Raw genomic sequence first — 12,416 nt, 5'->3', positions numbered from 1 at the left:
CTTGACATTTAGTTGATGATTTTTCACTTCAGGATCTATATCTCCTCTTACTTCGGAGGTTTTTTATTTTTAACAAAACCATTTTTCGTGATTCATATGCAGATATTAATTTCATCAAATGTTTAAATAAAATAAAAGCTAAAAAAGCTAATGCGATTGATACAATATAGAAAAATAATTGCTGTTCTTTGATTTTTCTTTCAATAAAAATCTGATCTTCTTTGCTACTGAAAGATTTGCATATCAGATTGAATGATTTTTCATCAATTAATTTAATGATGTTTTTTGGTGGTGTGGCTGAATTATTTTCAGTGCAAGTGGTTTTGTTGATTACCCATGGCTTTTTTTTATTAGTTAACATATACTCTGTGGCTTGATTTTTGTTTATCCAAAACCATCCTGTATTTTCTATTTTAATGAGAAATGCTGGTTTCAGCGCAACATCAATTGCTGGAAATAATGCAAAGAACGGAACGAAAATGCTTAAAAAGACTAATATAAAATATATGTTATTAACCTTCTTTATTTTTAGAGTTTCAATGTTTAGGTGATTTTTTAGTTTTGATATAAGCCTGAAATCTAACTCGTAAGTTCGAATCCATAACTCAAATCTACTAATCTGTCTTTTGGATATAGCATTAGTATTGTAGTGGAAATTGAATTTTTCAATATCTATAATCTCATCAATGAGGTCGTTGTTGTTTTTTTTACTGTATCCTATAAGAAATATGAACAACTTATTGGAAATTGAGAATCCAGATTTTGCCTTCCATTTGATGTAAAAAATAAGAGCCAAAACAGTGGAAAAAACAATTGCTGAAAATACATATTTATTATCAATGAGTTCCGTTAAATATGAAAGTAAAGTATTGAATGATGTATCCATTGTTAATTCTCTTAATAATTGCTGCGGCGCTGAAAGTCAAGTTTTTTGAAGCCAACTTCATTAGGTGTCTTGAGCTTTTGCTATCCTCTGTAAATATACTTGTATATTGACGTTAATTGTTTCGATTGATTTTTCTTGGTTATTATATGCTTATAGAGATTGAAGCATCAACTCCTCTGAACTGCTATTGTAGGGTTTATCAAATTTTGGAAGCTACCATTGTAACAATGGTATTACGTCATCTGGTATTAACTAAACACCTTTACCAACTCTTTTTCTGGACATTTGCGAATGTGCTTGTCGAAACAGACGATTCCGCAGCACGCAATGCCTGACGCGGACGATTACTCAATGCGCTTATGCATATGAAAAGGCTCTGCCAAAATGACCTGCCTAAACATTCAATCGACCAACTTTCTGCAGAAAAAATACCCGTTTCCATTATGCTTGAATTTTGCATGATCTCGTCTGCCTGTTGGCTGATTTTATAAAGGAACCCTATATTCAGTGACAGAAAATGCTCTGATTTGATTAAAGATGAGCGACAAGTTGCTATGTCTGCCGCTTCAATAACTTCAGTAATAACCTGTACAACACACCAGAATGTAGCAACTGAGACAATACTTTTACCCCGCTTTACACATCCGCTCCGCTCTATGCTCTACAGTTTTATTTTGCTGCCGCCTTTCGCGCAGCCTTAGCCCCTTGCTAATGGAGAGCTTGCATGTTGACCCGACGATTGTCCTGCCTTGCGCTGCTGGTGGCGCTGGCCTCACCCGCGATGGCTGCGGACACCCCAACGTATGGCGAGAAGCTGGAAGGTTTTGACTACGCCTGGCCGGTTAAACACTTTACTTTCACCTCGCAAAACCAGTCTCTGGATATGGCGTATCTGGACGTAAAACCGGAAAACGCCAACGGCCGCACCGTCGTGCTGATGCACGGTAAAAACTTCTGCGCTGGCACCTGGGACGGCACGATCCGCGCCCTCACCGCCAGCGGCTACCGGGTGGTAGCGCCCGATCAAATCGGTTTTTGCAAATCCACTAAGCCCGAGCGTTATCAGTACACTTTCCAGCAGCTCGCCGATAACACTCATGCCTTACTGAAAGAGCTGGGTATCGATCGCGTCACGGTCATCGGGCACTCCACCGGCGGCATGCTGGCGACCCGCTACGCGCTGATGTGGCCGCAGCAGGTAGAGCAGCTGGTGATGGTGAACCCGATTGGTCTTGAGGACTGGAAAGCGCGCGGCGTGCCGCACATTACCGTTGACCAGTGGTACCAGCGCGAGCTGAAAACCAGCGCCGACGGCATCCGCCAGTACGAGAAAAACACCTACTACGCCGGAGAGTGGAAGCCGGAGTACGAGCGCTGGGTCACCATGCTCGCCGGGCTGAACAACGGGCCGGGTAAAGAGCGCGTGGCCTGGAACTCGGCCCTGCTCTACGACATGATCTACACCCAGCCGGTAATCTATGAATTTAGCGAGCTGAAGATGCCGGTCTTATTGATGATCGGTACAAAAGACAACACCGCCATCGGCAAAGATCTCGCCCCGCCGGAGATCCGCAAGACCCTCGGCAACTACGCGGTGCTGGGTCAGGAGACGGCGAAGCGTATCCCGCACGCCACGCTGGTCGAGTTTAACGACATGGGCCACGCGCCGCAGATGCAGGATCCTGCGCGTTTCCATGAGGCGCTGTTAAAGGGGCTTCAGAGCCGCTGACTTGTCTCAAGCATCAACCCGCGCAGCCACGCCTGTGCGGGGTTGCGGTGCGTCCTGCCGTGCCAGGCCAGGCTTTTGGTGAACCCGGGAAGGGTTACGGGTGCCTCACAGACCCACATCCCTTGCCGGTTTTCCGCCATCCGCGCCGGCACCACCGCAATCATATCGCTGATTACCAGCACCTCCGGCAGCACCAGAAAGCTGCTCACCGATAATCCGACATACCGTGTGCGCCCAATTTGCGCCAGCGCGTCGTCGGTGACGCCGTGAAAACTCTCGCCTTCGTAAGAAACCAGCACATGCTCCAGCGCGCAAAATCTCTCGAGCGTCAATGGGCTACCCGCGTCCGGGTGGTCGGCGCGCATCATGCAGACATAGCGTTCGTCATACAGCGCACGTGTGTGGAGTTCGCCGGGTGTGGTCTCTGGCGTCAGTAACGCCACATCGATCTTCCCCTGCTCAAGTTGCGCAGTGAGGCGATCCGGTTCAACAGGCACCACCCGCAGGCGAACGGCGGGCGCCCGTGTCTTGAGCGCGGCGAGAAAGGGCACTATCACCGCCCGCAGGGCATAGTCGGTGGCGGCGACGGTAAAGATCAGCTCGGCGGTGGAAGGCGAGAATTCAACGGGCTGAAGCAGCACGTCGATCTCCGCAAGAATGCGTTTTACCGGCGCGGCCAGTTCTTCTGCTCGCGTGGTTGGTACCATGCCGTGCGGCACCCGGATAAACAGCGGATCGGCAAAGTAGTCGCGCAGCCGGGTGAGCATGCCGCTGACCGCGGGCTGGGTCAGGGATAAGCGTGCTGCCGCGCGGGTGACGCTGCGTTCATCCAGCAGGGCATCCAGCGTTTTTAAAAGATTCAGATCCAGCGTGCGGATATCCGTTTTCATCCCTCTCTACCACCTGTTTTCTGTGCATTAATACGACGTTGTCCGCTGTCGAGGCGCGCTGTTTCCCGATATTATGCTCGACTAACCCTAAGGAGAATTCATGGTCTGGATAATGCTGGCTACGCTTGCCGTGGTGTTTGTGGTGGGCTTTCGCGTAATGACGTCGGGTTCCCGACGCGCCATTCGTCGTCTCAGTGAACGTCTGGGGATCACCCCTGTGCCGCTGGAGTCGATGATCGACCAGTTTGGCAAAAGCGCCGGCAATGAGTTTATCCGCTACCTTGAACGCCCTGACGAGGCGCATCTGCTAAATGCCGCGCAGGTGCTGCTGATCTGGCAGGTATGCATTGTCGACAGCAGCGAAGACAATCTGCAGAGCTGGTATCGCCTGCTGCGCAAGGCGCGTCTCGCCGCACCGATCACCGATGCGCAGGTGCGCCTGGCGCTCGGCTTTATGCGCGATATGGAACCCGATCCATACGAGCTCAACGCCTTCCAGCTGCGCTATAACCAGCACTTTCTGCCGGAAGAGGGGGTGTTCTTCCTGCACTGATATCACGATTCATGATGAAGATTATAAATCATCGTCATTAGATTTATACCACTGCCCGGTGCACCATCACCTTATCAGCCACACGATGAGGTGAACCATGAACCAATCCGCTATTGTCTGGCCGCAGGATTACCTGCCCGGCACCACCGATAACTTTGCATCCAACGAAATCATCGTCGCCGGGCTTACCGCGCAGGCCGTCTGGGATCAGCTCAATGACACCCGCCTCTGGCCGGCGTATTACAGCAATGCCGAAGACATTCGTTTTCACGACGGCAGCGGCCCGCTGCTCAGCGCCGGTGCGCGCTTTCGTTTCACGACCTTCGGCTTTCCGGTAGAGGCGCAGGTCACCGAATATGTGCCGCCGGTTGCAGGCCAGGCCGCGCGCATCGCCTGGCACGGCTGGGTGGAGGGGGATGCGGCCTCCCGTCTGGATGTCATTCATGCCTGGCTGTTTGAGGATCTGCCCGGCAACCGGGTGCGCATTCTGACTCAGGAGTCGCAGAAAGGCGTTCCTGCACAAGCGCTGGCGCATACCGTGCCGAATCCAATGATTAACGGGCACCAGGAGTGGATCGTCGGACTGGCGAAGGCGGCGATGCAAGAAAAGTTGTCAAAACGTTAAATTCGTCACATTTTTGATGATAAACTGCGCGACTTTTCCGCACGTTTTTATCTCAGGTGATGCCATGACAGAACATATCCAGCCCACGACTCAACCGCAGGCCAAAGCGGTTTCGCGCCCCAACTGGTCGGCGGTTTTCTCCGTGGCGTTTTGCGTCGCCTGCCTGATTACCGTGGAGTTTTTACCGGTTAGCCTGCTGACGCCGATGGCGCAGGATCTGGGCATTTCCGAAGGGCTGGCGGGACAGTCAGTCACCGTCACCGCGTTCGTGGCGATGTTCGCCAGCCTGTTTATCACCCAGGCGATCGGCACCATTGACCGTCGCAAGGTGGTGATCCTGTTCAGCGTCCTGCTGACGCTCTCCTGCTTGCTGGTCTCGTTCGCCGATAACTTTATGCTGCTGCTGGCAGGACGCGCCTGCCTTGGACTGGGGCTGGGCGGCTTCTGGGCGATGTCCGCCTCGCTCACCATGCGGCTGGTGCCGGCGCGCACGGTGCCGAAAGCGCTGTCGGTGATCTTCGGCGCGGTCTCCATCGCGCTGGTGATTGCCGCGCCGCTGGGCAGTTTCCTTGGCGGTATTATCGGCTGGCGCAACGTCTTTAACGGCGCCGCGGTGATGGGCGTGCTCTGTATTCTGTGGGTCTGGAAAGCGCTGCCGTCACTGCCGGGCGAAGCCGCGCATCACAAGCAGAACATGTTCAGCCTGCTGAAACGCCCCGGCGTGCTGGCGGGAATGACCGCCATCTTTATGGCCTTCGCCGGACAGTTCGCCTTCTTTACCTATATCCGTCCGGTGTTTATGACCATGGCCGGGTTTGACGTCGATGGCCTGACGCTGGTGCTTTTAAGCTTCGGTATCGCCAGCTTTGTCGGCACCTCGCTGTCGGCGCAGTTCCTGAAACGCTCCCTGAAGGTGGCGCTGGCGGGCGCGCCGCTGGTGCTGGCCGTCAGCGCTGTCGTGTTGATTCTGTGGGGGAGCGACAAATGGGTCGCCTCGGCGATTGCCATTATCTGGGGCTTTGCCTTTGCGCTGATCCCGGTGGGCTGGTCAACGTGGATCACCCGCTCGCTGGCGGATCAGGCCGAAAAAGCCGGTTCCATTCAGGTGGCGGTGATCCAGCTGGCAAATACCTGCGGGGCGGCGGTGGGCGGTGTTGCGCTCGACCATCTGGGGCTGACATCACCGCTGGTCATTTCCGGCACGCTGATGCTGATCACCGCGCTGCTGGTGGCGGGGAAGGTGAAGGCGCAGTAGTCAATTTACCCCTCACCCCGGCCCTCTCCCCAAAGGGGCGAGGGTGAAAAGACCGCACCGAGCTGTCCCCTCTCCCCAAAGGGGCGAGGGTGAAAAGACCACACCGAGCTGTCCCCTATCCCCAAAGGGGCGAGGGTGAAAAGACCACACCGAGCTGTCCCCTCTCCCCAAAGGGGCGAGGGTGAAAAGACCGCACCGAGCTGTCCCCTCTCCCCAAAGGGGCGAGGGTGAAAAGACCGCACCGAGCTGTCCCCTCTCCCCAAAGGGGCGAGGGTGAAAAGACCGCACCGAGCTGTCCCCTATCCCCAAAGGGGCGAGGGTGAAAAGACCACACCGAGCTGTCCCCTCTCCCCTATGGGGAGAGGGTTAGGGTGAGGGGACATCAGGCTACGCTGATGTCTGAACCTTTCTTCTTGAATCCATCGAAATCAGCACCACCGACGACACAATCAGCAGCGTACCCAGCCAGTCCGGCAGGGTAAACGCCACCCCCAGCAATATTACCGACAGCAGGGCGCTGCTCAGCGGCTCGGCGCAGCTCAGAATGCTCGCTTTCGGCCCGCCAATCATCTGGGCCCCTTTCAGATACAGGCTGAAGGTCAGCGCCGTACCGATCACCACCAGATAGAAGAACGCCAGCAGCAGGCTGCCGTCGATGACGAAGGTAGTGCCGCGGCCGGCATAGAACGGCGTCAGCATTAACCCGGCCAGCAGCATACTCCAGCCGACGATCGGCAGCGTGCCGTAGCGGGCAATCAGGGTGGAAGGGTAGGTAGTATAGAATGCGGCGGCAAAGGCGGAGGCGATGCCCCACACCAGCGCGGCAGGCGAGATAGTCAGCGAGGTCGGATCGCCGTGGGTGACCAGTAAAAAGGTGCCAATAAGCGAGGTCATGATCGCCGCCAGCACGAAGATGCCCGGGCGCTTTTTACGCGCCAGTGCGAACCACGCCACAATAATGGTCGGGGAGAGGAACTGCAGCACGGTGGCGGTAGCGGCGTTGGATTTTTCAATCGTCACCAGGAAGGTGAGCTGAACGATCAGCGCCCCGAACAGAGAAAAAATCAGCAGGCTGAGGGCGTCTTTGCGATTTTTGATGACCGAGAAAATCTTGTCGCCGTGAACGAACGATAATGTCAGCAGGATCACGCCGGTAAACAGCAGGCGGATCATGGTCAGATACGGCGAAGAGATCTGGCTTTTCTCCATGATGTACTGTGCGCAAACCCCTGAGCTGCCCCATAAAATGGCGGCGATCAGAACGTTCAGCATCCCTCTTTTTGTGGCACCCATGTTCTCCCCTGTTATGTCGATTTTTTTCTAGCATAACATGGGAGTATTGCCCGGCGGCGCTGCGCTTGCACGGGCCTAAAAAATGAGTAGGCCGGGTAAGCGCAGCGCCACCCGGCAGAGCAAGGTGCGGCCTGATGCCCTCACCCCAACCCTCCCCCACCGGGAGAGGGAGAAAACATTAAAAACGGCAACGTTGCGCTGCCGTTTTGCTTTTACCTAGAACCAGGCTTCCCACATCGCGCCGACGTTGAAGTCGTCAAGCGTTTCGTCCTGGGTATTGTTCACGCGGGCGGTGCGTTCGTTATCCACCTTGCCGCCGGTGACGTAGAAGCGCAGCATCGGACGGAATTCCGGGCCCATCGCGATAGACATGTTCTGCGACAGGGTCAGCTTCCAGCCTTTGTTATCCCCGCCGTTGTCGTAATCAACATGCTGCCAGCCCGCTTCCAGCCAGGTGGAGTGAACGTCGTTCCACCAGTGCATTGGACGCACGATAGCGTTGTAGTTCTTACGGTTGTCGGTGTTATCACGGCTGTTGTCATAGTCGTGGAAGGCCAGAATGTACTCTACCTGAGTTGCCTGGGTGAACTTGTGCAGCCCTTCGAAGCTAGCGTACACCGTGGTCAGATCCTCGGTTTTGTTGAACACGCTGTTGTCAGCGTTATCGGAGTAGCGGGCGATCACCTTGTTCACGCCGCTGTCGTTGGTGTGGCTCAGCACCACGCCACCCTGCCAGGCGTTGGTCCGCTCGTCGGTGTCGATGGCTTTCGAGTCAAAGCCGTAGTTAGCGTACAGCTCCAGATCGATCGGGCCGAGCTTCATGCCGTGAATTTTAGAGGTGGCCGCGTAGTTGCCTTTATCGCCGGTGCCGGAGCCGCCGGTACAGGTGATGCGCGACGGGTTCGCTTCATCGTCCATGACTTCCGGGCTACAGGATTCCACTGCCGCCACGGTCGCCACGTCAAACTGCACGCCGCCGATGTCGAAGTTCTTCACCCCGGCGCCCTGGCCGTCGTGGTTCATCCAGAAGTAGTCGTTGATGCCCTGTTGCGGACGCTGGTGGAAGTCACGGCCCGCCCAGATGTAGGCGTTCGGGTTGGATTCCAGAATGTTGGTTACACCGGCATAGGCTTTTTTCAGGTTAACTTCGTCACCCCAGTGGTCAATCATCACGTTGACGTCCCAGATAGCGCCGTTGTCGCCCTTGAAGGCTTTGGAGAGCTGGAACTCGCCGCCGTTACTTTCGTTACCCAGACGACCAATCGCCGAGGCGCCGTTATAGGAGCCGTCGACGGCGACATATTTCTGATCGGCGGCCTGGAAGTGCGCGCCGTAGCGGGCATAGCCGGTAAATTTAATCCCGAACGGAATCGCCATATCCGGCGATTGCGCGGCGCTTTGCGGTTCGTTGATGACGTCGGCTTTTTTCGCGACCGCGGCATCCATTTTAGCCTGACGATCGGCCAGCGCTTTATCCACCGCTTTTGCGACAATGGCGTCGATTTGCTCCTGCGTAAATTCTTGTGCGAGTACAGAAATTGGGCAAAGCGCGGCGATAACCGCCATTGTTAATGGAAGTTTTTTAATCATATTCATGGTTATCTCAATATATATTTAAATTTTATTCAGACAATAACCACCCCGTTCCGGATTGACAGAATATGTCGCTATCATCAGAACAAGTTGATTTTTATTTTTACGGGTACAGAGGTTTTACACTATTATCGTAACGCTATCTCCATCACTGATATTTAAACGTTAGCGCTGATATAAATGAATAATCTCTTCGGATAATTCACGGGCCAGCAGCGAGTTCATTAAATGATCCTGAGCATGCACCATAATTAACGTCATCGGTTGACGGGCCTCGCCCGCGTCCTGTTCGATGAGTTTGGTCTGCATATGGTGCGCCTGGCGCGCATAACCATCGGCTTCGCGCAGCAGGCTTTTCGCTTCGTCAAAGTTGCCCTGCCGCGCAGCATGCAGTGCTTCAAAGCACAGGCTGCGCGACTGACCAGCATTGACGATGATTTCCATTACGGCTTCTTCTAAGGCAATCATCATCTTTCACTCTATTTATCGAAACTATTATTCAGAGAGGTTTTGGCAAACCATTCTCCGCTCTTTTTAATGGTACGTTGCTGCGTGTCTAAATCGAGCTGGACAAAGCCATACCGGTTTTTATACGCATTGCACCATGACCAGTTATCAATAAATGTCCACATATGGTAGCCGAGACAATTACAGCCTTCGCTAATGCCTTTATGTAGCCATTTAAGATGTTCAGAAATAAAATCGATACGATATTGGTCGTTAATCTGGCCGTTCTCAATAAAACGCTGTTCATTTTCGACACCCATACCATTTTCTGAAATAAAACAGCGTGGGTTGCCGTAATTATCGCGCAGGTTAATGAGAATATCGTAAATACCCGGTTCGTAGATTTCCCAGCCGCGATACGGGTTCATTTTGCGCCCCGGCATCTCGTAGCTGTCGAAGAACCACTCCGGCATAAACGGCGCCTGCGGGTTGATGGCGCTATCACGGCACTTCACCCGACGCGGCTGGTAGTAGTTGATGCCCAGCAGGTCGATTTTACCGTCGGCAATCAGCGCGCTGTCTTCTGGCAGACAGGCAGGCAGCTGATCGTGCGCTTTCAGCATCGCTACCAGATCAGCCGGGTATTCACCGCACAGCACCGGATCGAGGAAGCTGCGGTTAAACAGCAGATCGCAGTGATGCGCGGCTTTTACATCCGCCGGGTTCTGCGAACGCGGATAGGACGGCGTCAGGTTCAGCACGATGCCAATCTCACCGGCATAATGCCCGGCGCGGAAGGCGCGAACCGCCTGCGCATGGGCCAGCACGGTGTGATAGGCCACGGTGGCAGCACGCCGGAAATCGACCACGTTCGGGTAGTGGAAGTCATACAGATACCCGCCCTCTACCGGCACAATCGGCTCGTTGAAGGTAAACCAGTGCATTACCCGATCACCAAAAAGCTCAAAGCAGGTTTCTGCGTAGCGGGCATAGGCCGCGACCACGTCGCGGTTTTCCCAGCCGCCAATCTCCTGCATCGCCATCGGCATGTCGAAGTGGAACAGGGTGATAAACGGCGTGATGCCCTGGGCGATCAGTTCGTCAATCGCCTGGTTGTAAAACGTCACCGCCTCCTGGTTCACTTCACCGGTGCCATCCGGGATCAGGCGCGCCCAGCTTATCGAGGTGCGAAAGCTATTGTGGTTCAGCTGCTTTAACAGCTGAATGTCGGCTTTCCAGTGCTGATAAAACGTGGAGGTATTCTGCGGTCCTACCCCGTTGTGAAAGCGATTTGGCTGCTCTGCAAACCAGTGATCCCAGGTGGTTAATCCTTTCCCGCCGCCCTGGCTTTCCCCTTCGGTTTGCAATGCAGAACAGGCGCTGCCCCACCAGAAGTTTTCGGGAAATGCATATTTCATAAATCGTCCTCTTTGACTTAATTGCCGACGGTCTCTGCTGCACCTACGGTCGCCTGCGCTTTCTGCTCTTCGGTTTTCATCAAAGAACGTTCATAAGCACGCAGGAACGGTAAATACATCAGCGCCGACATCACCATACAAATGACGCACATTACCACCGGACTGAAGGCCCAGTTTGCCGCCCAGGAGGCACCAATCGGAGCCGGCGTTGTCCACGGCGTCAGCGACACAACCTGTGCCAGCCAGCCGAGTTTAGTGGCAGCGTACGCCAGACATGCGTTGATCATCGGAACGAACACGAACGGAATAAACAGCATCGGGTTCATGATGATCGGCGCGCCGAACAGAATCGGTTCGTTGATATTAAAGAAGCTTGGCACGATGCCCATTTTGCCAATGGTGCGCAGGTGAGTCGCGCGGCTACGCAGCAGCAGGAAGGCCAGCGGCAGGGTGGAGCCTACACCACCAATCAGCAGGTAGTGATCCCAGAAGCCCTGCAGATAGACGTGCGGCAGCGCAGCGCCGGCAGCCAGAGCAGCCTGGTTGGCGGAGAGGTTGGCCATCCAGAACGGGTTCATAATGCCGGTCACAATCAGCGAGCCGTGAATGCCGGCAAACCAGAAAATCTGGCACAGCAGCACGGAGAGCAGAATGGCGGGCAGGGAGTCAGAGGCGGAAACCAGCGGCTCCAGCAGGTGCATAATCGCCTGCGGGATAATCATTCCGGTCTGGGCTTCGATAAACAAGTTCAGCGGGTGCAGCGTACCAATAACCACCACCACCGGGATCAGGATCTCAAACGAACGCGCCACGCCGGTCGGCACTTCTTTCGGCAGACGGATGGTGACGTTGTGATCCTTCAGCCATGCGTAAACGCGGGTGGCATAGATGGCGGTGATAAGTGCAGTGAAGATCCCCTGGCCCGACAGATACTGGGTGGAGATTTTACCGTCGGCATAGGGCGCGGCCACCAGCAGGAACGCCATAAACGCCAGCAGACCGGACATCACCGGGTCGAGATTAAACTGCCGACCGAGGCTGGCGCCAATTCCTACCGAGATAAAGAAGGTCATCACACCCATGCTGAGGTTAAACGGCAGCATCAGCTGTTCGCGCCAGGTCTCAGAAAAATCCAGCCAGCCGCGGGCAAAACTGTTGGTGGTATCTGCGGAGAACGGTGGGAAGATGAACACCAGCATAAAGGAGCCGATGATCATGAACGGCAGCGCGGCGGTAAAACCGTCGCGGATGGCAATCACGTACTTCTGCTGGCCCAGCTTGCCCGCCAGAGGCGTAATGGACTGCTCAATGACGGCAACCATAGATTGATATAACGAACTCATGAGAACACCTTCTTAGTGTGCCGCTTCAATGAGCGACAGAGCATAGTCCAGCACTTTATCACCACGTTGCATACCGTAATCCATTGTATCGATGGACTGAACGGGTATGCCCTGGGTGGCAGCCTTATCTGAGAGCGTTTTTAACATGTATTTGACTTGCGGTCCGAGAAGCACGACCTGATATTGCGGAAACTGTGTATCAAATTCTGAAACACCGTACGCATCGATTTTGACAGGTAAACCGCGTTCGTCCGCGGCTTCGACCATTTTCCGTACCAGCAGACTGGTGGACATCCCGGCAGAACAGCACAGCATAATCTTGAACATCGACAACCATCCTCAAAATGTAAATAGTTATTGCGGAGATGATTGGATAACAGATGG

General features: G+C 54.1%; 12 protein-coding genes. 4 read left to right on the top strand and 8 right to left on the bottom strand.

The window, feature by feature from the left end; all coding sequences use genetic code 11:
• Positions 1-28: 28 nt before the first annotated feature.
• On the bottom strand, positions 29-886 hold the full coding sequence (locus tag MXM41_RS19580; RefSeq protein WP_325933821.1) for a DUF6216 family protein: 858 nt from the start codon (positions 884-886) through the stop codon (positions 29-31).
• A 724-nt stretch (positions 887-1,610) separates the two neighbouring features.
• Between MXM41_RS19580 and MXM41_RS19575 the strand changes: the two genes are divergently transcribed.
• Positions 1,611-2,615, top strand: a complete 1,005-nt coding sequence (locus tag MXM41_RS19575; RefSeq protein ID WP_325933820.1) for an alpha/beta hydrolase — start codon at positions 1,611-1,613, stop codon at positions 2,613-2,615.
• Here MXM41_RS19575 and MXM41_RS19570 read toward each other — a convergent pair.
• Entirely contained in the window at positions 2,603-3,505 is a 903-nt protein-coding gene (locus MXM41_RS19570; protein WP_325933819.1) for a LysR family transcriptional regulator, read from the bottom strand. The two genes, MXM41_RS19575 and MXM41_RS19570, sit on opposite strands and share 13 nt — an antisense overlap.
• Positions 3,506-3,605: 100 nt before the next feature.
• Between MXM41_RS19570 and MXM41_RS19565 the strand changes: the two genes are divergently transcribed.
• The 3 genes from MXM41_RS19565 to nepI all read left to right on the top strand — a co-directional run bounded on the left by MXM41_RS19565 (position 3,606) and on the right by nepI (position 5,938).
• A complete protein-coding gene (locus MXM41_RS19565; RefSeq protein ID WP_325933818.1) occupies positions 3,606-4,058 on the top strand; it encodes a DUF1198 domain-containing protein in 453 nt (150 codons plus the stop codon).
• A 97-nt stretch (positions 4,059-4,155) separates the two neighbouring features.
• Positions 4,156-4,683: an SRPBCC domain-containing protein gene (locus MXM41_RS19560; RefSeq protein WP_325933817.1), complete on the top strand. Its 528-nt coding sequence runs from the start codon at positions 4,156-4,158 to the stop codon at positions 4,681-4,683.
• A gap of 64 nt (positions 4,684-4,747) precedes the next feature.
• Complete coding sequence (gene nepI / locus MXM41_RS19555; protein ID WP_325933816.1) at positions 4,748-5,938, top strand: purine ribonucleoside efflux pump NepI; 1,191 nt, start codon at positions 4,748-4,750, stop codon at positions 5,936-5,938.
• A 387-nt stretch (positions 5,939-6,325) separates the two neighbouring features.
• Here the strand turns inward: nepI and MXM41_RS19550 are convergent, their stop codons facing one another.
• The 6 genes from MXM41_RS19550 to MXM41_RS19525 all read right to left on the bottom strand — a co-directional run bounded on the left by MXM41_RS19550 (position 6,326) and on the right by MXM41_RS19525 (position 12,359).
• Positions 6,326-7,231, bottom strand: coding sequence for an EamA family transporter (locus MXM41_RS19550; RefSeq protein WP_325933815.1), 906 nt, complete (start codon positions 7,229-7,231; stop codon positions 6,326-6,328).
• A gap of 216 nt (positions 7,232-7,447) precedes the next feature.
• Complete coding sequence (locus MXM41_RS19545; RefSeq protein ID WP_325933814.1) at positions 7,448-8,827, bottom strand: carbohydrate porin; 1,380 nt, start codon at positions 8,825-8,827, stop codon at positions 7,448-7,450.
• Between the two features lie 162 nt (positions 8,828-8,989).
• Positions 8,990-9,292: a PTS lactose/cellobiose transporter subunit IIA gene (locus tag MXM41_RS19540; RefSeq protein WP_072250852.1), complete on the bottom strand. Its 303-nt coding sequence runs from the start codon at positions 9,290-9,292 to the stop codon at positions 8,990-8,992.
• An 11-nt stretch (positions 9,293-9,303) separates the two neighbouring features.
• Positions 9,304-10,689: a glycoside hydrolase family 1 protein gene (locus tag MXM41_RS19535; RefSeq protein WP_325933813.1), complete on the bottom strand. Its 1,386-nt coding sequence runs from the start codon at positions 10,687-10,689 to the stop codon at positions 9,304-9,306.
• Positions 10,690-10,706: 17 nt separating this feature from the next.
• A complete protein-coding gene (locus MXM41_RS19530; protein WP_325933812.1) occupies positions 10,707-12,032 on the bottom strand; it encodes a PTS sugar transporter subunit IIC in 1,326 nt (441 codons plus the stop codon).
• A 12-nt stretch (positions 12,033-12,044) separates the two neighbouring features.
• On the bottom strand, positions 12,045-12,359 hold the full coding sequence (locus tag MXM41_RS19525; RefSeq protein WP_325933811.1) for a PTS sugar transporter subunit IIB: 315 nt from the start codon (positions 12,357-12,359) through the stop codon (positions 12,045-12,047).
• Positions 12,360-12,416: the final 57 nt, after the last annotated feature.

Origin of the sequence: Leclercia adecarboxylata (assembly GCF_035787115.1) — a bacterium.
In the GTDB taxonomy this organism is placed as follows: domain Bacteria; phylum Pseudomonadota; class Gammaproteobacteria; order Enterobacterales; family Enterobacteriaceae; genus Enterobacter; species Enterobacter adecarboxylatus_E.
The sequence above is the reverse complement of the archived record's forward strand: the minus strand, read 5'-3'. Positions and strand labels throughout refer to the sequence as shown.

Bases quoted from the DNA above. Each gene is read 5' to 3' on its own strand.
- MXM41_RS19580 (WP_325933821.1), bottom strand. From the start codon at position 886: ATGGATACATCATTCAATACTTTACTTTCATATTTAACGGAACTCATT.
- MXM41_RS19575 (WP_325933820.1), top strand. From the start codon at position 1,611: ATGTTGACCCGACGATTGTCCTGCCTTGCGCTGCTGGTGGCGCTGGCC.
- MXM41_RS19570 (WP_325933819.1), bottom strand. From the start codon at position 3,505: ATGAAAACGGATATCCGCACGCTGGATCTGAATCTTTTAAAAACGCTG.
- MXM41_RS19565 (WP_325933818.1), top strand. From the start codon at position 3,606: ATGGTCTGGATAATGCTGGCTACGCTTGCCGTGGTGTTTGTGGTGGGC.
- MXM41_RS19560 (WP_325933817.1), top strand. From the start codon at position 4,156: ATGAACCAATCCGCTATTGTCTGGCCGCAGGATTACCTGCCCGGCACC.
- nepI (WP_325933816.1), top strand. From the start codon at position 4,748: ATGACAGAACATATCCAGCCCACGACTCAACCGCAGGCCAAAGCGGTT.
- MXM41_RS19550 (WP_325933815.1), bottom strand. From the start codon at position 7,231: ATGGGTGCCACAAAAAGAGGGATGCTGAACGTTCTGATCGCCGCCATT.
- MXM41_RS19545 (WP_325933814.1), bottom strand. From the start codon at position 8,827: ATGAATATGATTAAAAAACTTCCATTAACAATGGCGGTTATCGCCGCG.
- MXM41_RS19540 (WP_072250852.1), bottom strand. From the start codon at position 9,292: ATGATTGCCTTAGAAGAAGCCGTAATGGAAATCATCGTCAATGCTGGT.
- MXM41_RS19535 (WP_325933813.1), bottom strand. From the start codon at position 10,689: ATGAAATATGCATTTCCCGAAAACTTCTGGTGGGGCAGCGCCTGTTCT.
- MXM41_RS19530 (WP_325933812.1), bottom strand. From the start codon at position 12,032: ATGAGTTCGTTATATCAATCTATGGTTGCCGTCATTGAGCAGTCCATT.
- MXM41_RS19525 (WP_325933811.1), bottom strand. From the start codon at position 12,359: ATGTTCAAGATTATGCTGTGCTGTTCTGCCGGGATGTCCACCAGTCTG.